At 71.5% G+C, this 19,707-nt stretch carries 17 protein-coding genes and 3 tRNA genes; 8 read left to right on the forward strand and 12 right to left on the reverse strand.

The window, feature by feature from the left end; all coding sequences use genetic code 11:
- Window positions 1-16 precede the first annotated feature (16 nt).
- The 7 genes from purF to purS form a co-directional block, all read right to left on the reverse strand.
- Window positions 17-1,546, reverse strand: coding sequence for an amidophosphoribosyltransferase (gene purF, locus IG99_RS34215; RefSeq protein WP_037681003.1), 1,530 nt, complete (start codon window positions 1,544-1,546; stop codon window positions 17-19).
- A gap of 61 nt (window positions 1,547-1,607) precedes the next feature.
- On the reverse strand, window positions 1,608-2,060 hold the full coding sequence (locus IG99_RS34220; RefSeq protein ID WP_037681006.1) for an META domain-containing protein: 453 nt from the start codon (window positions 2,058-2,060) through the stop codon (window positions 1,608-1,610).
- Window positions 2,061-2,096: 36 nt separating this feature from the next.
- Entirely contained in the window at window positions 2,097-2,894 is a 798-nt protein-coding gene (locus IG99_RS34225) for a maleylpyruvate isomerase family mycothiol-dependent enzyme (RefSeq protein WP_037681008.1), read from the reverse strand.
- 9 nt (window positions 2,895-2,903) lie between these two features.
- A complete protein-coding gene (locus tag IG99_RS34230) occupies window positions 2,904-4,196 on the reverse strand; it encodes a hypothetical protein (protein WP_158973298.1) in 1,293 nt (430 codons plus the stop codon).
- Window positions 4,197-4,276: 80 nt separating this feature from the next.
- Window positions 4,277-6,535 (reverse strand): phosphoribosylformylglycinamidine synthase subunit PurL, encoded by a 2,259-nt coding sequence (gene purL, locus IG99_RS34235; protein WP_037681010.1) that lies wholly within the window; start codon window positions 6,533-6,535, stop codon window positions 4,277-4,279.
- Complete coding sequence (gene purQ / locus IG99_RS34240; protein WP_037681012.1) at window positions 6,532-7,212, reverse strand: phosphoribosylformylglycinamidine synthase subunit PurQ; 681 nt, start codon at window positions 7,210-7,212, stop codon at window positions 6,532-6,534. Before purQ ends, purL begins: the two co-directional genes overlap by 4 nt.
- On the reverse strand, window positions 7,209-7,472 hold the full coding sequence (gene purS, locus IG99_RS34245) for a phosphoribosylformylglycinamidine synthase subunit PurS (RefSeq protein WP_007383088.1): 264 nt from the start codon (window positions 7,470-7,472) through the stop codon (window positions 7,209-7,211). The genes purQ and purS overlap by 4 nt, the downstream gene beginning before the upstream one ends.
- 310 nt (window positions 7,473-7,782) lie before the next feature.
- On the opposite strand from purS, the gene IG99_RS34250 reads away from it, so the two are divergent.
- From IG99_RS34250 to IG99_RS34285, 8 genes are all read left to right on the forward strand, one after another.
- Complete coding sequence (locus IG99_RS34250) at window positions 7,783-8,100, forward strand: histone-like nucleoid-structuring protein Lsr2 (RefSeq protein ID WP_037681015.1); 318 nt, start codon at window positions 7,783-7,785, stop codon at window positions 8,098-8,100.
- A gap of 127 nt (window positions 8,101-8,227) precedes the next feature.
- Window positions 8,228-8,299, forward strand: a tRNA-Gly gene (locus IG99_RS34255).
- An 80-nt stretch (window positions 8,300-8,379) separates the two neighbouring features.
- Window positions 8,380-8,452: transfer RNA gene (locus IG99_RS34260), tRNA-Gly, on the forward strand.
- Window positions 8,453-8,586: 134 nt separating this feature from the next.
- Window positions 8,587-9,546 carry an ABC transporter ATP-binding protein gene (locus IG99_RS34265; protein ID WP_037681017.1) on the forward strand — a complete coding sequence of 320 codons (960 nt, stop codon included), beginning with the start codon at window positions 8,587-8,589 and terminating at the stop codon, window positions 9,544-9,546.
- Window positions 9,543-10,349, forward strand: a complete 807-nt coding sequence (locus IG99_RS34270; protein WP_051866227.1) for an ABC transporter permease — start codon at window positions 9,543-9,545, stop codon at window positions 10,347-10,349. Before IG99_RS34265 ends, IG99_RS34270 begins: the two co-directional genes overlap by 4 nt.
- 41 nt (window positions 10,350-10,390) lie before the next feature.
- Window positions 10,391-11,608 (forward strand): sensor histidine kinase, encoded by a 1,218-nt coding sequence (locus IG99_RS34275; protein ID WP_037681020.1) that lies wholly within the window; start codon window positions 10,391-10,393, stop codon window positions 11,606-11,608.
- Window positions 11,605-12,213 (forward strand): response regulator transcription factor, encoded by a 609-nt coding sequence (locus IG99_RS34280; protein WP_037681022.1) that lies wholly within the window; start codon window positions 11,605-11,607, stop codon window positions 12,211-12,213. The genes IG99_RS34275 and IG99_RS34280 overlap by 4 nt, the downstream gene beginning before the upstream one ends.
- Window positions 12,214-12,236: 23 nt before the next feature.
- Window positions 12,237-12,309, forward strand: a tRNA-Gly gene (locus tag IG99_RS34285).
- A gap of 56 nt (window positions 12,310-12,365) precedes the next feature.
- Here the strand turns inward: IG99_RS34285 and IG99_RS34290 are convergent.
- The 5 genes from IG99_RS34290 to IG99_RS49785 form a co-directional block, all read right to left on the reverse strand.
- Window positions 12,366-13,265 (reverse strand): phosphoribosylaminoimidazolesuccinocarboxamide synthase, encoded by a 900-nt coding sequence (locus IG99_RS34290; RefSeq protein WP_037681025.1) that lies wholly within the window; start codon window positions 13,263-13,265, stop codon window positions 12,366-12,368.
- Between the two features lie 68 nt (window positions 13,266-13,333).
- A complete protein-coding gene (locus IG99_RS34295) occupies window positions 13,334-14,824 on the reverse strand; it encodes a N,N-dimethylformamidase beta subunit family domain-containing protein (protein WP_037681028.1) in 1,491 nt (496 codons plus the stop codon).
- 209 nt (window positions 14,825-15,033) lie between these two features.
- Entirely contained in the window at window positions 15,034-16,914 is a 1,881-nt protein-coding gene (locus IG99_RS34300) for a M48 family metalloprotease (RefSeq protein ID WP_037681051.1), read from the reverse strand.
- A 298-nt stretch (window positions 16,915-17,212) separates the two neighbouring features.
- Window positions 17,213-18,466 carry a phosphoribosylamine--glycine ligase gene (gene purD, locus IG99_RS34305; protein ID WP_037681031.1) on the reverse strand — a complete coding sequence of 418 codons (1,254 nt, stop codon included), beginning with the start codon at window positions 18,464-18,466 and terminating at the stop codon, window positions 17,213-17,215.
- Between the two features lie 175 nt (window positions 18,467-18,641).
- Window positions 18,642-19,707, reverse strand: a 1,066-nt coding sequence (locus IG99_RS49785) for a DNA polymerase III subunit gamma/tau domain-containing protein (protein ID WP_463607333.1), incomplete at its 5' end; no start/stop codon positions are given.

The following is a 19,707-nucleotide window of genomic DNA, read 5'->3' on the forward strand; positions in this document are numbered from 1 at the left end:
GGGTGTGACGGGCCGTCTACGGGCGGCGGATCGCGTCGGCGGCGGCCGTGGCGGCCGGGCCGGCGGCCAGCTCCGTCTCCAGGAGCTGCTTGCCGAGCAGCTCGGGGTCGGGCAGCTCCATCGGGTACTCGCCGTCGAAGCAGGCGCGGCACAGGTTCGGCTTGGCGATGGTGGTCGCCTCGATCATGCCGTCGATGGAGATGTACGCCAGGGAGTCGGCGCCCAGCGAGGTGCCGATCTCGTCGATGGTCATGCCGTTGGCGATGAGCTCGGCGCGGGTGGCGAAGTCGATACCGAAGAAGCAGGGCCACTTCACGGGCGGCGAGGAGATCCGGATGTGGACCTCGGCCGCACCGGCCTCACGGAGCATGCGGACCAGGGCGCGCTGGGTGTTGCCGCGCACGATCGAGTCGTCGACGACGACCAGACGCTTGCCCTTGATGACTTCCTTGAGGGGATTCAGCTTCAGCCGGATGCCGAGTTGGCGGATGGTCTGTGAGGGCTGGATGAAGGTGCGGCCGACGTAGGCGTTCTTCACCAGGCCGGCGCCGAAGGGGATGCCGGAGGCTTCCGCGTAGCCGATGGCGGCGGGGGTGCCGGATTCCGGGGTCGCTATGACGAGGTCGGCGTCGGCCGGGGCTTCCTTGGCCAGCTTGCGGCCCATCTCCACGCGGGAGAGGTACACGTTCCGGCCGGCGATGTCGGTGTCCGGGCGGGCCAGGTACACGTACTCGAATACGCAGCCCTTGGGCTTCGCTTCCGCGAAGCGGGAGGTGCGCAGACCGTTCTCGTCGATGGCGACGAACTCACCGGGCTCTATCTCGCGGACGAAGCTGGCGCCCGTGATGTCGAGGGCGGCGGTCTCCGAGGCGACGACCCAGCCGCGCTCCAGGCGGCCGAGGACCAGCGGGCGGACGCCCTGCGGGTCGCGGGCGGCGTAGAGGGTGTGCTCGTCCATGAAGACGAGACTGAAGGCGCCACGGACCTTCGGCAGGACCGTGTGGGCGGCTTCTTCGATGGTCAGCGGCTTGCCGTCGTCGTCGACCTGGGCGGCGAGGAGGGCCGTCAGGAGGTCGGTGTCGTTGGTGGCCGCGACGCGCGGGGTGCGCCCGCCTTCCTGCTTCGGCAGGTCGGCGACCATCTCGGCGAGCTGGGCGGTGTTGACGAGGTTGCCGTTGTGGCCGAGCGCGATGGAGCCGTGCGCGGTGGCACGGAACGTCGGCTGGGCGTTCTCCCAGACGGAGGCACCGGTGGTCGAGTAGCGGGCGTGTCCGACCGCGATGTGACCCTGGAGCGAACCGAGGGAGGTCTCGTCGAAGACCTGGGAGACGAGGCCCATGTCCTTGAAGACGAGGATCTGGGAGCCGTTGCTGACCGCGATACCCGCGGACTCCTGGCCCCGATGCTGGAGGGCGTAGAGCCCGAAGTACGTGAGCTTGGCGACCTCTTCGCCGGGAGCCCAGACACCGAAGACGCCACAAGCGTCCTGGGGGCCCTTCTCGCCGGGGAGCAGATCGTGATTGAGGAGACCGTCACCACGTGGCACGCCTCCGAGTGTAGGCGAGGTCGACCACTGGTCCGAATTGGGGATGGGCGCCGGTATTGGATCACTCGTCGGCGACGGCTCGGAGGGTGTCGCCGTTTTCGCTGGTCAGGGCCAGGATTTCGTGATCGATTCGGTAACTGAGCGTATTGTCGAAGAGGCGGAGAAGGCTGCGTTCGGTGTCCATGAGTGAGGCGTCGCACATCATTCGCGTGGTGGACGGGCGGCCGAGGGTGATATGTCCGTCCCGGACGGTGGCGGTGGCGTTGACGTGGTTGCAGCCGAGCCGGCCGCCGACCTTGCCGGTCTTCCGGTCGAAGGTGAGGTGTGCGTCGCCCTTCGTCCGGTGGGTCTTTCCGTCGACGGTGGCGCTGTCGATGTTCCACCGCACGCCGGTGACGGGCTTCTCGGGGCTGACGGCTCCGCTGCTGCCCGCCTCCTCGGTGCCACAGGCGGCGGCGAGCGGGACGAGGGCCGCGGTGGCCGTCAGGATCAGTCGCTGCTTGTACCTGTACATGCCGATTCGACGGGCACAGGAGGTGTCCGGTTCCCCTCAGGACATCAGCGGCAGCAGATGGCCGAGATCCGCCCGCTCCCCGCTCGCGCCGACCTGCGCCGCGTCCAGGGCGTCCTGCCATGACAGCCGCCCGGTGGCGAGCCGGACCCAGGTCAGCGGGTCGGTCTCGACGACGTTGGGCGGGGTGCCGCGGGTGTGCCGGGGCCCGTGGACGCACTGCACCACCGCGTACGGCGGGATCCGTACCTCGGTCGAGCCGCCGGGAGCCTTGACCGCGAGGGCGTCGGCGAGGAGCCGGGTGCCGGCGGCGAGGGCCTGACGGTCGTAGGGGATGTCGAGGCCGGGAACGGCGGCGTTGAGGTCGTCGGTGTGGACGACGAGCTCGACGGTGCGGGTGACGACGTAGTCGTCCAGCGTGAGGGCGCCGGCGCTGGTGGCGAGCAGCCGGGAGCCGGGGTGTTCGGCGAGGACGGCCGTGAAGCGCTGTTCGCGGTCGGCGAGGTAGGAGACGGGGTCCGGGTTCTGCTCGGCGAGTGCGTGGGCGTAGTCGGCGATGGCCGGGGAGTCGCCGCCGATGGCGCCGGGCCAGTCGGCCGGGGTGGCGTCCTGCTTCACCGGCGCGGGTTCGCCGACCAGCCGGACCACGGCCCCGAGGGACATCCCGATGTGCGCGACGAGATCCCGGACCGTCCATTCCCCGAGCCGGGTGGGCAGCGCGAGCTGTTTCGGCGTGAGGCCGGCCACCGCCTGCCGTACGTTCCCGAACTGGGTCAGGACCGCGGTGCGGGTCCTGGCGGGGTCGTAGGTCCGTGCGCGCTTCTTTGTCGGGGGCATGGCGTGAGCCTAGTTCTCGCGGAAGGTGGAGTCGGAGGGAAACCGCAGGTCCGTGCAGTGGCGGCGGGCGGTGACGTCGGTGACGTAGGTGCGGAAGAGCGGCTGGAGGTGCTGCCGTATGTGCTTCCCGTACCGGTACTGGACGCTCAGGGCGTGGACGGCGGGCTGTCCGTCGCAGGTGGAGACCGCCCACCAGACGTTGGCGTCGTCGGAGAAGCCGGCCCTGGTGGGGTCGATGGGCGTCTGCTCCCTGCCGATGCCCTTCGCCTTGACCTCGCCCGCCTCGTCGCCGAAGTACGACTCCGCGCGCAGCCACCAGGGCGAGCTCCCCAGCACGGTCTGGAGGCTGCCGCGTCCCCGCTCCTTCGACGTGAGGCCGGACCAGATGTCACGCACCCCGTCGTCGCTCACCGCGAGCAGACAGCTCTCCTCGGGGCTGTGGGAGGCGACCGGTGCGGTCAGGGCGCGGTCAGGGAGGCGGCCGCGGCCCTTCCGCGCGATGAAGTCGGCGTACCAGCCGCACGAGCCCTTCGCCGACTCCGCGTGCACAAGCGCGCTGCTGGCCGTGGGCAGCTCGGCCGGGAGAGCCGGCAGTGTCGTCTCGCAGCCCACCTTGGCCGCCGCCCGTTCGGCGGCGGTGCGGGCCAGTTCGGCGAGGGTGTGGCGGTCGGCGTCGGTGACCTGAGCGGTTCCGTGGTACCGGGCCACGGTCATGGCGGTGATGGAGGTCTTGCCGCTCGGCTTGTCGGAGCACACGGCCTTCACCAGGACGACGTTGTCGTAATAGACCCCGAGGCGTCCGTCACCGAGCGGGTGGGGCGCCGACGTGTCGGCCTCACGTGTGAGATCGCCGGTCCTGTCGATCGTCCGCTCGAAAAACGGGTCGTCCTGCCCGCTGACGATCTGCGCGAACTCGTCGGACGGGGTCGGCCAGACGGAGAGCAGGAAGTGCCCGTACGTCCTGTCTGAATCCGCGACCCGGTAGATCACGCACTCCGTCGGCATTGTGGCCAGCGCGTTGGGGTTGTCGAGATCGAACATCGAGTCGTTCGGCTCGCTGCCCGGGCGCGCCCGCGCGGTGCCGCCGTTGAGGCCGAGGACCTGGTCGGGGTCGACCAGCCCGTCGCATGCCTTCGTGATCTTCTCGCGGCTGGTGGCGCGGTCCAGGCGCTCGTCGATCGCCGTCCACAGGCCCCAGCCGCCCACACCCATCCCGACGACAGCCAGGCACATCAGCACGTTGAGGTACTTGCGCACCCGCTCCCCCGTCCCCCGATGACTGCCGCCGACGTTAACAGCCACCTCTGACAGGCAAGAGGAGCATCAGCGCGTGAAGGCCCCGTCCGTCGCGACGGGCGGGGCCTTCACGGTCGTGCGAGCGGCTACGCGAGGAGCGCCGGGATCGTCCCCTCGTGGGCCGTGCGCAGGTCGGTCAGGGGCACCTCGAACTCACCCTGGAGCTCGACCGTGTCGCCGTCCACGACGCCGATGCGGGTGGCGGGCAGGCCGCGGGCGCCGCACATGTCGTTGAAGCGGACCTCCTCGGAGCGCGGCACGGCGACGACGGCGCGGCCGGCCGACTCGGAGAAGAGGAGGGTGAAGGCGTCCAGACCGTCCGGGACGATCAGACGGGCGCCCTTGCCGCCGAGCAGGGCCGACTCGACGACCGCCTGGATGAGGCCGCCGTCGGACAGGTCGTGCGCGGAGTCGATCATGCCGTCGCGGGAGGCGGAGATCAGGATCTCGCCGAGCAGGCGCTCGCGCTCCAGGTCGACCTTCGGGGGCAGGCCGCCGAGGTGGTCGTGGATCACCTGGGACCAGGCCGAGCCGCCGAACTCCTCACGGGTGTCGCCGAGGAGGTAGAGCAGCTGGCCCTCCTCCTGGAAGGCGACCGGGGTGCGGCGGGCCACGTCGTCGATGACGCCGAGGACGGCCACGACCGGGGTCGGGTGGATAGCGGCCTCGCCCGTCTGGTTGTAGAGGGAGACGTTGCCGCCGGTCACCGGGGTGCCGAGCTGCTGGCAGGCGTCGGCGAGGCCGCGGATGGCCTCCGCGAACTGCCACATCACCGCCGGGTCCTCGGGCGAGCCGAAGTTCAGGCAGTCGGAGACGGCGAGCGGCTTGGCGCCGGTGGTGGCGACGTTGCGGTATGCCTCCGCCAGGGCCAGTTGTGCGCCCGTGTACGGGTCCAGCTTGGCGTAGCGGCCGTTGCCGTCCGTGGCGATGGCGACGCCGAGGCCGCTCTCCTCGTCGATCCGGATCATCCCGGAGTCCTCGGGCTGGGCGAGGACCGTGTTGCCCTGCACGAAGTGGTCGTACTGGGAGGTGATCCAGGACTTGGAGGCCTGGTTGGGGGAGGCGACCAGCTTCAGGACCTGGTCCTTCAGCTCCGCGCCCGACGTGGGCCTCGGCAGCTTGTTCGCGTCGTCCGCCTGGAGCTCGTCCTGCCAGGAGGGGCGGGCGTAGGGGCGCTCGTAGACCGGGCCGTCGTGGGCGACCGTGCGCGGGTCGACGTCGACGATCTTGCCGCCGTGCCAGTAGATCTCCAGGCGGTCGCCGTCGGTCACCTCACCGATGACGGTGGCGATGACGTCCCACTTGTCGCAGATCTCCAGGAAGCGGTCGACCTTCTCCGGCTCGACGACCGCGCACATGCGTTCCTGCGACTCGCTCATGAGGATTTCCTCGGGCGAGAGGGTCGAGTCACGCAGCGGTACGTCGTCCAGCGTCACGCGCATGCCGCCGGAGCCGTTCGACGCCAGCTCGCTCGTCGCGCAGGACAGGCCGGCCGCGCCGAGGTCCTGGATGCCGACGACCAGCTTCTCCTGGAAGGCCTCCAGGGTGCACTCGATGAGGAGCTTCTCCTGGAAGGGGTCGCCGACCTGGACGGCGGGGCGCTTGGACGGCTTGGCGTCGTCGAAGGTCTCGCTCGCCAGGATGGAGGCGCCGCCGATGCCGTCGCCGCCGGTGCGGGCCCCGTAGAGGATGACCTTGTTGCCCGCGCCGGACGCCTTGGCGAGGTGGATGTCCTCGTGCCGCATGACGCCGATGGCACCGGCGTTGACCAGCGGGTTGCCCTGGTAGCAGGCGTCGAAGACGACCTCGCCGCCGATGTTGGGCAGGCCCAGGCAGTTGCCGTAGCCGCCGATGCCGGCGACGACGCCCGGCAGGACGCGCTTGGTGTCGGGGTGGTCGGCCGCGCCGAAGCGCAGGGGGTCGACCACGGCGACCGGGCGGGCGCCCATCGCGATGATGTCGCGGACGATGCCGCCGACGCCGGTGGCCGCGCCCTGGTAGGGCTCGACGTAGGAGGGGTGGTTGTGCGACTCGACCTTGAAGGTGACCGCGTAGCCCTGGCCGACGTCCACGACGCCCGCGTTCTCGCCGATGCCGACGAGGAGGGCGTCGGACTGGGGGGCCTTCTCGCCGAACTGGCGCAGGTGCACCTTCGACGACTTGTACGAGCAGTGCTCGGACCACATGACCGAGTACATGGCGAGCTCGGCGCCGGTCGGGCGGCGGCCGAGGATCTCCACCACCCGCTCGTACTCGTCCTTCTTCAGGCCGAGTTCGGCCCAGGGCAGCTCGACGTCGGGGGTCGCGGCCGCGTGCTCGACCGTGTCCAGAGGCGTCCGGCTCATGCGTTGACCAGCTTCTTGAGGATCGAGGTGAAGAAGGGCAGGCCGTCGGTGCGGCCGGACCCGATGAGCGGCTCCACGGCGTGCTCCGGGTGCGGCATCAGGCCCACGACGTTGCCGGCCTCGTTGGTGATGCCGGCGATGTCCCGCTGCGACCCGTTGGGGTTGAAGTCCAGGTACCGGAAGGCGACACGGCCCTCGGCCTCCAGCTTGTCGAGCGTGTACGCGTCGGCGACGTACTGCCCGTCGTTGTTCTTCAGCGGGATGTGGATCTCCTGGCCGGCCGAGTAGTCGGTGGTCCAGGCGGTCTCCGCGTTCTCCACCCGCAGCTTCTGGTCACGGCAGATGAAGTGCAGGTGATCGTTGCGCAGCATCGTGCCGGGCAGCAGGTGCGCCTCGGTGAGGATCTGGAAGCCGTTGCAGATACCGAGGACCGGCAGTCCGGCCTTCGCCTGCTCCAGCAGGGGCTCCATCACCGGCGAGAAACGCGCGATGGCGCCGGCGCGCAGATAGTCGCCGTAGGAGAAACCACCGCACAGCACCACGGCGTCGACCTGGTGGAGGTCCTTGTCCTTGTGCCAGAGGGCGACCGGTTCGGCACCCGCGAGGCGGATCGCGCGCTGGGTGTCCCGGTCGTCGAGGCTGCCCGGGAAAGTGACGACGCCAATACGAGCGGTCACTTCGCGGCCTCCGCGACTTCCTCCACCTTGACGGTGAAGTCCTCGATCACGGTGTTGGCGAGGAAGGATTCCGCGAGATCGTGGATGCGGGCGAGCGCGGCCTCGTCGACCGGTCCGTCAACTTCCAGTTCGAATCGCTTTCCCTGACGTACGTCCGAGATGCCGTCGAAACCCAGCCGCGGCAGTGCGCGCTGCACCGCCTGGCCCTGGGGGTCGAGGATCTCCGGCTTGAGCATGACGTCGACTACGACGCGTGCCACTGGCACTCCCGGTGTGTGGTGCTGAGCAGGTTCCTTCAGACTACCCGCACCAAATTTCTACGCGGGTAGAGTTGTAGGAAGCTACATGTCGGCCGTCACGAACCGGTGCCGGACGGGAGCGTTCACGAAAAGTTACGGGAAAGATCCCCGCTCGACCCCGGATGCCTATTGCGCCAGGACACGCCGGACAGATTTAGTCGGGCTTCACAATGCATTGCCGCGCACTGTACAAATGAATTGGAAATAGCCGAGACTCGGCACGTCACCGCAGCTGAGCTGTATGTGGTGCCGGACGAAGGGACCGATATTCGTGGCGCAGAAGGTCGTGGTCACTCTCTTTGACGACATCGACGGCTCGGAAGCGGCGGAAACGATCGCCTTCGGACTCGACGGCAAGTCGTACGAGATCGACCTGAATGAAACCAATGCCAAGAAACTGCGTAAGGCGCTCGCGCCCTACGTGGACGCCGGCCGCAAGCGGTCGAAGTCCGGCAGGACCTACAAGCAGACGGAGGTCGCGCCCGACCCCGCGGCCGTCCGGGCCTGGGCCCAGGCCAACAAGATGGACGTCCCCGCGCGCGGGCGCATCCCCAAGAAGGTCTACGAGGCGTTCGCCGACGCGCGCTGAGCCCCCGGGCCGACGACCGGTCACCCGCCCCTCGCGACAACCGACTTGCGCAGCACCCCTCCTGGTCAGCTAGAGTTTGGAGCACGCCGAGGGGCGAGGCCGAAAAAGCCCAGCCCACGGAGTACATGCGGGTGTAGTTCAGTAGTAGAACATCCCCCTTCCAGGGGGAAGGCGCAGTGTGCAATTCCTGTCACCCGCTCTGCATCGCCGTACCGACCACACTTGTGGATCAGGTAGGCTGGTGCCCGCGCCGATCGGTGAGAGCCGGTCGGAGGCAATGCGGACGTAGCTCAGTTGGTAGAGCGCAACCTTGCCAAGGTTGAGGTCGCGAGTTCGAACCTCGTCGTCCGCTCTTGAGGGAAAGCCCCGGTCATCCGTGACCGGGGCTTTTCGCGTTCTTTGGGCGCGCGTCCGTCTGACATTTGTCATGGACAGTGGTGACAGCTCGCACTGCTGCCGGGGCCGGGCTGCCGGGACGCTTGGGTCATGGACAGAAACGAACACGAACACGTGATTGAGGTCACTGACCTGCGGCGCGTGTACGGGGGCGGGTTCGAGGCGGTGCGCGGAATCAGCTTCTCCGTGCGCCCCGGGGAGATCTTCGCACTGCTGGGCACCAATGGCGCGGGCAAGACCTCGACGGTGGAACTCCTCGAAGGGCTCGCGCGGCCCTCCGGGGGCCAGGTGCGGATCCTCGGCCATGACCCGTACACCGAGCGGGCCGTCGTCCGGCCGCGCACCGGTGTGATGCTGCAGGAGGGCGGCTTCCCGTCCGAGCTGACCGTCGCCGAGACCGCCCGGATGTGGGCCGGCTGCGTCAGCGGGGCGCGCCCCACCGAGGAGGCCCTGGCACTGGTCGGGCTCGCCGGGAAGACCGACGTACGGGTGAAGCAGCTGTCCGGCGGTGAGCGGCGGCGTCTGGATCTCGCGCTCGCGCTGCTCGGGGAGCCTGAGGTGTTGTTCCTGGACGAGCCGACGACCGGCCTCGACGCGGAAGGGCGCAGGGACACCTGGGAGTTGGTGCGCGCCCTGCGGGACGCGGGCACGACGGTGCTGCTCACCACGCACTACCTGGAGGAGGCGGAGGGCCTCGCCGACCGGCTCGCGATCCTCCACGAGGGGCGCATCGCGGCGGCCGGCACCCCGGCCGAGGTGACCGCCTCCCAGCCCTCCCGGATCTCCTTCGAACTGCCCGAGGGCTACTTCCTCGGCGATCTGCCCGCGCTGGGCGAGCTGGGAGTCATCGGCCACGAGGTGGACGGCCGGGTCGTACGGCTGCGGACACGGGAGTTGCAGCGGGCGGCCACGGGGGTGCTGGTGTGGGCCGAGCGGGCGGGTGTCGAACTGCGCGGGCTGGACGCGCGGTCGGCGTCGCTGGAGGAGGCGTTCCTGGGGATCGCGCGGGAGGCGTCCGGATCCGCGCTCGAGAAGGAGCACGTGGCATGAGCGGCACGACGGCTGTCACCACCCCCACCGGGCGGGCTGTCACCACCCCCGCCGGGCGCTTGGCCTCCCTCGCCCGGGCCGAACTGACGCTGCTCGGGCGCAGCAAGGGCGCGCTCGTCACGGCCGTACTCGTGCCGCTGGCGCTGCCGTTCACCCTGCGGTCGGCGGTCGACCAGATGGATGTGAAGGAGGCCGGTCTCACCGTCGGCATGGTGCTGCTGCCCGCCGCGATCGGCTTCTCGCTGCTGTTCGCGGTGTACAGCACGCTGGTCGGCGTCTACACCGCCCGGCGCGAGGAACTCGTGCTGAAGCGGCTGCGCACCGGTGAGCTGCGGGACGCGGAGATCCTCTCCGGGGCCGCGCTGCCGGCCGTCACCACGGGCCTGCTGCAGTCCCTGCTGGTGGCGGCGGGCAGCACCGCCCTGCTCGACGTCCCGGCCCCCAGGGCGCCCCATCTCGCGGTCCTGGGACTGCTGTTGGGTCTGGTGATGTGCGCGGCTCTCGCCGGGGTCACGGCGGGGCTGACCCGGACCGTGGAGAGCGCGCAGGTCACCACGATGCCTCTGGTGCTGGTGTCGATGATCGGCTCCGGCGTCGCCGTCCCCCTGGAGCTGCTGCCCGACAACCTGGCCTCGGTGTGCGAACTGCTGCCGCTGTCGCCCGTCATCACCCTGGTGCGCGGCGGCTGGACCGGCAGTCTGTCGGCGTACGAGGCACTGGGCGCGGTGGCCACCGCGCTGGCCTGGACGGTGATCGCGGTGTTTGCTGTACGGCGGTGGTTCCGCTGGGAGCCACGGCGCTGACGTACGGGTCGGACGTACGGGGACATGGGGGGCACGGGGAGATGGGCGGGCCGGGGCGTTGGTGGCGGAGCAAGAGCACACCGGCGAAGGTCGAGTGGTACACGCGCTGGACGTTCCACTTCTTCGCGATGATCGAGGTCGCAGCCTTCGGATTGCAGTTGTTCAGTCAGGTGGGACCCCGGCTGGCGGGTCTTCTCCTGGTGATGGTGTGCCTGCACGCCCTCGCCTGCGGAGTGACCGCGTCGGTGGCCCTCGACTGGACGCGCGGGCGGCGTGAACAGCCGGTCCGGATGGTGTGGGCCCTCGGCGTCGTCACCACGCTCGTCGCCGTAGTGACGATCGGGATCGCGCAGCGCGGCCCCGAGGGCGACGGCGTCGACACCGCCGCGGGCGGGATCTTCGGCGTCGTCCTGGTCTTCGGTGCCGGGGTCATGTCACTCGGTGTCCACAACCGGCGGCGGGTCTTCGCCCTCGTCGTCGGCTTCGCGGCGGGCGGCGGACTGGTGACGTGGCCGCTGGGGCTGCCCGGAGCCGTCGCGCTGCTCACCTCACTGATGGTGCTGCTCGGCGGCGGCTTCCTCGCTTTCACCTCGATCTTCTCCGTCTGGCTCCTCAGCGCCGTGTACGAACTCGACGAGGCCCGCGAGACCCGCGCCCGACTGGCCGTCGCCGAGGAGCGGCTGCGGTTCGGGCGTGACCTGCACGACGTGATGGGGCGCAACCTGGCCGTCATCGCGCTGAAGAGCGAACTGTCCGTGCAACTGGCGCGACGCGGACGGCCCGAGGCCGTGGAGCAGATGATCGAGGTGCAGCGGATCGCGCAGGAGTCCCAGCGCGAGGTGCGGGACGTCGTACGCGGCTACCGGGAAGCCGATCTGAGTGTCGAACTCGCTGGTGCACAAGGGGTGTTGACGGCGGCGGGAATCACCTGCGAGATGACCGGGGAGGCGGTCGGGCTGCCCGGCGAGGTGCAGTCGGCGCTCGCCTGGGTGGTGCGGGAGGCGACGACCAACGTGCTACGGCACGGGGATGCCGGTCGGTGTTCGGTGGGGCTGACGGTGACGGAGGGGCATGTGATGCTGACGGTGGAGAACGACGGGGTCGCGGCATCTCCCGCGGGGAACGGCGGCTCGGGGCTCGCGGGGCTGCGGGAGCGGCTGGCCGCAGTGGACGGGACTTTGGTGGCGGGGCCCACGGCCGTGGGGGTGTTCCGGCTGGTGGCGGAGGTTCCGCTGGCGTCGGTGGAGGTGGCCTCGTGACCGTGCGCGTGCTGCTCGCCGACGACGAGCACTTGATCCGGGGTGCGCTGGCCGCGTTGCTGTCCCTCGAGGACGACCTGGTGATCGTCGCCGAGGCGGCCACCGGACCGGAGGCACTGGCGATGGCACGGGCGCACGCGCCCGACGTCGCCGTACTGGACCTGCAGATGCCGGGCGCCGACGGTGTGAAGGTCGCCACATCCCTGCGGACGGAGCTGCCGGCCTGCCAGGTCCTCATCGTCACCAGTCACGGCCGCCCCGGGCATCTGAAGCGGGCGCTTGCCGCGGGGGTGCGCGGGTTCGTGCCCAAGACCGTCAGCGCGCAGCGGCTCGCCGAGATCATCCGCACGGTCCACGCGGGAAACCGTTACGTCGACCCCGAGTTGGCCGCCGACGCGATCTCCGCCGGGGACTCGCCGCTGACCGCCCGGGAGGCCGAGGTGCTGGAACTCGCGGCCGACGGGTCGCCCGTCGCGGAGATCGCCGAGCGGGCCGCGCTGTCCCAGGGGACCGTACGGAACTACCTGTCGTCGGCCGCGACGAAGCTCGGGGCGGAGAACCGGCACACCGCGGTGCGTCTCGCCCGCGAGCGAGGTTGGGTATAGTTGCTCTCGCACCACGGTGCAACGCGGACGTAGCTCAGTTGGTAGAGCGCAACCTTGCCAAGGTTGAGGTCGCGAGTTCGAACCTCGTCGTCCGCTCTGGATCGGCCCCCCGGTTTCTGCCGGGGGGCTTTTTCGTGCCCTTTTGCCCGGGGCTACGCCCAGCTGGTGCCGGTCAGGCGCTCGTACGCCTCGATGTACTTGGCGCGGGTGGCCTGGACGACCTGCTCGGGCAGCGGCGGCGGGGGCTGCTCGCTCCTGCGGTCCCAGCCGGACTCCGCCGAGGTGAGCCAGTCGCGGACGAACTGCTTGTCGTAGGACGGCTGCGCGCGACCCGGTTCCCACTGGTCGGCGGGCCAGAAGCGGGAGGAGTCGGGGGTGAGGACCTCGTCGCCGATTACCAGGGTCTCCCCGTCGAAGCCGAACTCGAACTTCGTGTCCGCCAGGATGATGCCCCGGTCCCGGGCGACGTCGCGGGCCCGGGCGTAGATGGCGAGGGTGGCCTGGCGCAGCTGGGCGGCGGTGTCGGCACCGACCTGCCGGGCGACCTCCTCGTAGGAGACGTTCTCGTCGTGCTCGCCGACGGCGGCCTTCGTGGCCGGGGTGAAGATCGGGGCGGGCAGCTCGGAGCCGTTGACGAGGCCCTCGGGCAGGGCGAGGCCGCAGACGGTGCGGGACTCGTCGTACTCGAGCAGGCCCGAGCCGGTGAGGTAGCCGCGGGCCACGCACTCCACGGGGACCATCTTCAGCGGCTTGCAGACGAGGGTGCGGCCGGCCCAGTCGGCGGGGGCGCCGGCGGGCAGCTCGGTGCTCAGGACGTGGTTGGGGATCAGGTCGGCGAACTGGTCGAACCACCACAGGGAGAGCTGGGTGAGGACCCGGCCCTTGTCGGGGATCTCGGTGGGCAGCACCCAGTCGAAGGCGGACATGCGGTCGCTGGCGACCATCACGAGGTCGCCCGCCTCGTTCTGGTACAGCTCGCGCACCTTGCCGGTGTGCAGATGCACCAGACCCGGAACCTGGATCGGCTCGGGCTTTTCTACGAATCCGGACACGGTTCCTCCCCGTGGTTCTGTCCAATGGCTCGATTGTCCCGTACGCGGACAGGCCGGGGGACGGCGGGTCAGTCGCGTTTGCAGATGCGGTCGAGGAGGTTCGCGGTGGCGCGCTGGACGCGTGGGTCCACGTGGCCCGGGCGGTCCAGGGCCGGGGACCAGGCGAACGTTCCGGCCGCGAACACCAGGGCGCCTGAGGGGGCGCGGTAGAGGGAGGTCTCCTGGTGGCGCAGGACGCCGTCGCCGTCGGTGTACGGGGAGTGGGCGAGCAGGACGCGTTCCTCGTGGGCGGGAAGCGGGGCGCGCGGGAAATAGCGGTCGGCCTCGCCCGCGACCAGGCCCTCCATCTCGTCGCCCTCGTGCGCGCCGGTGGCCTCCCACAGCCAGTGCTCGGCGTTGCGCACGATCAGCGGACGGGGCTCGGGCACACGGCCCGCGTACTGGATGCCGACGAGTTGCTGTTCGGGCCGGTCGATCTCCCGCCAGAGCACGGGCTTGCCGGGGCCCTTGCGCTTGCGGCAGGTGAGCAGGCGGTCGGGGACACCGGAGGGCGATGGCCCGAGCTCGACCTGCCAGTACATGCTGTTCGCGGACAGGAACACCAGCGAGGTGGCGTTCTCCACGGCGAGCTCGGCGGAGCGGCGCATGGCGCTCGACCAGTACTCGTCGTGGCCGGGGAAGACCAGGCCGCGGTAGCGGGTGGCATCGACGCGACCGGCGTGCAGGTCGCGGGCGTCGGCGTAGGCGAGGTCGTAGCCGTAGCGCTCGGCCCAGCGGATGAAGTCGTAGGCGTGACCGACGTGCAGCGGGAGGCCGGCGCCCGCGTACGGCCGGTCGAAGGACACCGTGGTCGCCGCGTCGGCCTCGCCGAGGAGCCGGCCGTTGTCGTCCCAGGCGTGGTAGAGGCTGGCGCCGGTGCGGCCGTCCTCCGGGTAGAGGTTGTACGCCTGCCAGGTGATGTCGGGCAGCAGCAGGAGCAGGTCGGCGGGGCGGTGGTCGCGGACCGTGAAGGGGATGTGCGAGCGGTAGCCGTCGACGGTGGTGAGGACGGCGACGTACGCGCCGACGCTCCAGTACGAGGGGATCTGCATCCGCCAGGACAGCCACCAGTGGTGACAGGAGACCGTACGGTCGGCGGTCAGCGGCGGGAGCTGGACTATGCCGGACAGGCGCGGGCTGGTGGTGATCTTGGCGGCGCCGTCGCCGCCGTAGTGGCCGATGCGGTAGATGTCGACGCTGAATTCCTGGGGCGGGTCGACGGTGACGTGGAAGTCGACGGACTCGCCGGGGGCGGCCGCGCCGTTGGAGACGAAGCCCTTGATCTGGCGGCGGACGTCGTCGGCCGAGCGGGGGATTCCGGCGGCGCGCGGGGCCGGGATCCTGGCTGCTCCCGGTGACTGGTCCGGTGTCGGCCCCACGTACCAGGGGACGACCTGGCCGGAGTCGCCGAAGTACGTCTCGCTGCCGCGCAGCCAGGGGACGGGCCCCTGGCCGAAGGGGTCCGTCACGGCGTGTGCCAGGGCTCCCGACTCCCAGCGGCGGACCTGCTCCGACCCCATGCTGCTCCCCCTCCCGTGTGCCCCCGTACCTCGTCCTGCGTGTGCTGCTGTGTCGCTTTCGTGTGCATGTGGGTGCGTGGCCTATGTCGCAAGCTCTTGCCATGTGCGCGATCGGTCCCAGCACATCACATAACGCACGCATGCTGTCACTATTTGTTGCGAATTGACCGAAAGTGGAACCGGGGGGTCCGGTCACAGGGCTCAGGCCGTCATACGAGCCGTACCGGCTTCTCCGGGCGTATGCCCAGCTCGACCATCCAGGTCCGGAGGGGGGTCGGGTCGCCGTCCTCTATGAGGCTGAGGACACGGGGAGCCAGGTCCGTGGCTCGCTCGCCGTTGACCAGGAGGGAAGGGCCGTCGAGCCAGTCCAGGCCAGGGACGGCCCCGGCGGTGTCCATCGCGGCGCAGCAGACCATCGCCGTGACGTGGTCGGCGAGGAGTTCGCGGGGGGTGCGTGGGGACTGGAGCGGGAAGAGGGGGAGAGTCCCGTCGTCCCAGAGAGCGGTTTCGGGGCTGCCCTGGCCCGGGGCGGGCGGTGCGTCGGCGGAGGCGGGGCCCTGCGGGGCCAGCGCGGCCTCCTCGCGGGCGAGCTCGGCGGTGAGACGGGCGGCCAGGGCGACGTTGCGGGGGTTGGGCGGGGGGTCGGTGTGTGGCTCGGGGGGCTCGTGAGCACCTGGGAGGTGGGAGTCCGTGAGATCCGGGGAGGCGGTGCGGCCCGCGGGGTCCGAGGGGTCCATGAGATCGGTGGAGTCCATGAGATCCGTGGAGTCTCTGAGGGGTGCGCCGGTGACCGGTGGGCCCGTGAGGTGATCCAGGACTCGGGACAGGGTGGGGCCGGCGGTGTCCGAGGCCGGGTGTTCCCGGGTCGTGGGGTCCGACGTCGTGGGGTCCGGGCAGGGGCGTACGCCGAGGGTGTCGAGAACGCGGTGGAGACGGGCGGCGTCGGTGCGCCACTTGCGGTCGACGACCTCCTCCGGATATTCCTGCCAGTCCACCGGGGCCCAGTCGGGGCCGGTCTCCGCGGGGCCGCCGTGGAAGAGGCGGGCGGCAAGCAGCGAAGCGGCCTCGTCGATCGCGCCGGGCTCCTCGAGCAGGTCGCAGGCGGGACGCTCGCCGAGCCGGGAGGTAAACCCCTCGGCCAGCCGGTCACGGCGGGACAGCTCGGTCAGTGCGGCCACGACTCCCGCGTCCAGCCGGGAGGGCCAGCGGCCCATCCGCCAGGCGGGCAGCGCGACCCGCGTGAGCAGCCGGTCCCAGCCCGCGTACGCCAGGCCCACCTGCTCCTGGGCCACGATCCGCAGCCCGTAATCCACAGCCTGTGCCCGCTCGGCCGCCGCGGCTGCCACGCCCCGCTCCATCTCGGCCGCGTGCCCCCGGCAGCTGCGCAACAGCAGCCGGGCCACCCAGCCGATGCCCTCGCACGCCGAGCGGAACAAGGGGCAGCGGCCCTGCGTCGACGCCACGGCGACCGCCGCGTCCAGTCCCCGTACGAAGCGGCGGGCTGCGGCTATGTCCGGCTGCGCCGAGGGCCCCGTACCGGCGACGACCGGGGCGAGGACGGCGCGCAGCTCGCCGACGCGCATCCACCACAGGAACGGGGAGCCGATGACGAGGACGGGCGCGGCCGTCGTGCGGCGGTGGGGACGGCCGCCCGCGGCCACCTCGTCGTGGAGCTCGGGCGGGGGCGGGCCGTGGGCGCGATGGGTGCGGTCCTCCAGCCAGCTGTCGCAGTCGGGGGTGAGCGCCACGGCCGAGGGGGCGGGTACGTCGAGGCGGTCGGCGAGGTCGCGCACCAGGCGGTACAGATCGGGGGCCGCGTCCTCGGCGACGGGCACCGTGGGGCTCACGGCGGGCCGGGAGCGGGCGACGACCAGGGCGATGACACCGGCCGCGACCAGCACGACGAGCGCCACGGCGGACACCGCCCAGCGGGCGGCGTCCCAGCCGGTGCCCACGAGGTGGCCGGTGGATCCGCCGGCGAGCAGGATCACGGCGGCTGCCGCGGGCAGCAGGGCGACGGCCAGCGCGCGGCTGCGGATCCGCAGCACGGCGAGGGCCCGGGCGCGAGCCGCCTGTGCCCCCACTTCCATACCGATGCCGGTCACGACCCGACCTCACCCCCCTGCCGTCCGGGCGCCGTCACGGGCGCTTTCCTGGCGTTGCTCACTCCCCCACTGTGGCACCCACGACTGACATCGCAATGCCGGTGGGCCAAGTGCCGGAATGCTTGCGCCGCACCCTAGTTGGGGCCCCGCCACACGTCAGCCGTATGGGGCAGCGCTCACTCGATGGAATGGCTTTGGGGAGAGCTGGATGACGCTGGGCAAGGATCAGGCCCCGAATCCTGAGACGGATCCGGGGCCTGTCGGGTTCATCGGGCCGGTGGGCCTACCGCGCTCCCGCCACCTTCTCGGCGATGTCCGTGCGGTGCTGGGAGCCGTCCAGGCGGATGCGGCCCACCGCGCGGTACGCCCGTTCACGGGCCTGGCCGAGGTCGTCGCCGGTCGCGGTGACGGAGAGGACGCGGCCGCCGGCGCTGACGACGGCGTCACCGTCGCGCCTGGTCCCGGCGTGCAGGACGTACGCGTGCGGGGCGTCCTCGGCGGCCACCTCGTCGAGGCCGGTGATCGGGTCGCCGGTGCGCGGGGTACCCGGGTAGTTGTGCGAGGCGACGACGACGGTCACGGCCGCGTCGTCGCTCCAGCGCAGGGGCTCCAGGTGGGCGAGGTTGCCGGAGGCGGACGCCATCAGCAGACCGGCGAGGGGGGTCTGGAGGCGGGCCAGCACGACCTGGGTCTCCGGGTCACCGAAGCGGGCGTTGAACTCGATGACGCGGACGCCCCGGCTGGTGATCGCGAGGCCGGCGTAGAGCAGGCCGGAGAACGGGGTGCCGCGGCGGCGCATCTCGTCGACGGTCGGCTGCAGGACGGTCTCCAGGACCTCCTCGACCAGCTTCGGGTCGGCCCACGGCAGCGGCGAGTACGCGCCCATGCCGCCCGTGTTCGGCCCCTCGTCGCCGTCCAGCGCCCGCTTGAAGTCCTGGGCGGGCTGGAGCGGGACGACCGTCTCGCCGTCGGTGACGGCGAAGAGGCTGACCTCGGGGCCGTCGAGGAACTCCTCGATGACGACCCTCTCGCAGGCGGCGGCGTGGGCAGCGGCGGCCTCGACGTCGTCGGTGACGACGACGCCCTTGCCGGCGGCGAGACCGTCGTCCTTCACGACGTACGGCGCCCCGAAGGCGTCCAGGGCCTCCGCGACCTCCTCCGGCGTCGTGCAGACGTAGGAGCGCGCCGTGGGTACACCGGCCGCCGCCATCACGTCCTTGGCGAACGCCTTGGAGCCCTCGAGCCGCGCGGCCTCCCCGGAGGGGCCGAAGACCGGGATGCCCGCCGCGCGCACGGCGTCGGCGACCCCGGCGACGAGCGGGGCCTCCGGGCCCACCACCACGAGGTCGGCGCCGAGTTCCGTGGCCAGCTCGGACACGGCCTTGCCGTCGAGCGCGTCGACCTTGTGCAGCTCGGCGACCTCGGCGATGCCGGCGTTGCCGGGTGCGCAGTGCAGCGCGGTCACGGCGGGGTCGAGGGACAGGGAGCGGCACAGGGCGTGTTCGCGGGCGCCGGTACCGATGACGAGGACCTTCACGGGGGCCAGCCTATCGGCAGGGCGGGGCCGGCTTTGTGCGGGCTGCCGAAGGGGTGGGGCCGAAAGGGTTGTGGGTTTCTCCAAGGCGAGAAGAGGGGGTGGGGTAACTCAGTTATGGGAGTGGAGGGTTGTGACCGCCGGGCCACCAGCGTCCCGGGGCTGCTCCGCCCCTCGGCTACTCGTTCGTGATCTCCTCGACGACCGTCGCTCCCAGCTCCCGCACGATCAGCTCGTACCCGGAGAGGGCCGACTCGTTGAGGTCCGGGTCGTCGTCCTCCGGGATGTCGTCCTCGATGGAGACGGGGGGCGGCGGCTCGGGCGCGGCGGCGGGGCGGGCAGCCGGACGCGAGGTGGCGGAGCCGGAAGCGGGCCCCGGCGCGGACGCCGATGACGTGGCGGAAGCGGACGTGGACTGGGCCGACGTCGGGCGCGGGGCGCCCGTACCGCCGGCGCCCGAGCCGCCGTAGCCGCCACCGCTTGTGCCGCCGTAGCCGCCCGAAGCTCCGGGGCCACCCTGGCCGCCGGGGCCGCCGGGGCTTCCCGGGCCGCCCTGGGTGCCGTATCCGCCCGGGGCGCCGCCTCCGCCGTAGCCTCCGGTCGGCGGGGGCGCGGAGCCGCCGGACGGGTCGACGATCGCCTCGATCTTCCAATGGACGTTGAACTGCTCGGCCAGGGCCTGGCGCAGCACGTCCTCGCTGCCGCTGCCCGAGAAGTTGTCACGTGCTCCGGCGTTGACGAAGCCGATCTGGAGGGTGGTGCCGTCGAAGCCGGCGACCTGGGCGTTCTGGCTGAGCAGGATCCAGGTGAACCGGCGGCGGTTCTTCACCGCCTCCAGGATGTTCGGCCAGAGCGTGCGTGGGTCGAGGCCACCGGCGGGGGGCGCGTAGGCGGTGGCGCCGGCCTGGGCAGCGGGCGCGGCGGCCTGCGGGATCGCGGGGGGTGCCGGGGGCGTGTCCGGGGCCGGCGAGCCGGGTGCAGGCGCGGCGGCCGGTCGGCCACCGCCCGCGGGCACCGCGGTGGGCCAACCGCCGGGCCGCCGACCGCTGCCCGCACCGGCGGCGGTGGGCCAGGCACCGTCGACGGGCGCGGAGGTGGCGTCCATCCCGGCGGAGGCCGGAGCGGGGGCGGGGGAGCCGGGTGCGGGCGCGGCGGCCGGTCGGCCACCGCCCGCGGGCACCGCGGTGGGCCAACCGCCGGGCCGCCGACCGCTGCCCGCACCGGCGGCGGTGGGCCAGGCACCG

Source organism: Streptomyces griseus subsp. griseus (genome assembly GCF_000720255.1).
Classification (GTDB): domain Bacteria; phylum Actinomycetota; class Actinomycetes; order Streptomycetales; family Streptomycetaceae; genus Streptomyces; species Streptomyces griseus_I.

Excerpts from the sequence above, each read along its gene's own strand:
- IG99_RS34220 (WP_037681006.1), bottom strand. The coding sequence starts at position 2,060 with ATGTACAGGTACAAGCAGCGACTGATCCTGACGGCCACCGCGGCCCTC.
- IG99_RS34225 (WP_037681008.1), bottom strand. The coding sequence starts at position 2,894 with ATGCCCCCGACAAAGAAGCGCGCACGGACCTACGACCCCGCCAGGACC.
- purL (WP_037681010.1), bottom strand. The coding sequence starts at position 6,535 with ATGAGCCGGACGCCTCTGGACACGGTCGAGCACGCGGCCGCGACCCCC.
- IG99_RS34265 (WP_037681017.1), top strand. The coding sequence starts at position 8,587 with ATGGACAGAAACGAACACGAACACGTGATTGAGGTCACTGACCTGCGG.
- IG99_RS34270 (WP_051866227.1), top strand. The coding sequence starts at position 9,543 with ATGAGCGGCACGACGGCTGTCACCACCCCCACCGGGCGGGCTGTCACC.
- IG99_RS34275 (WP_037681020.1), top strand. The coding sequence starts at position 10,391 with ATGGGCGGGCCGGGGCGTTGGTGGCGGAGCAAGAGCACACCGGCGAAG.
- IG99_RS34295 (WP_037681028.1), bottom strand. The coding sequence starts at position 14,824 with ATGGGGTCGGAGCAGGTCCGCCGCTGGGAGTCGGGAGCCCTGGCACAC.
- IG99_RS34300 (WP_037681051.1), bottom strand. The coding sequence starts at position 16,914 with ATGGAAGTGGGGGCACAGGCGGCTCGCGCCCGGGCCCTCGCCGTGCTG.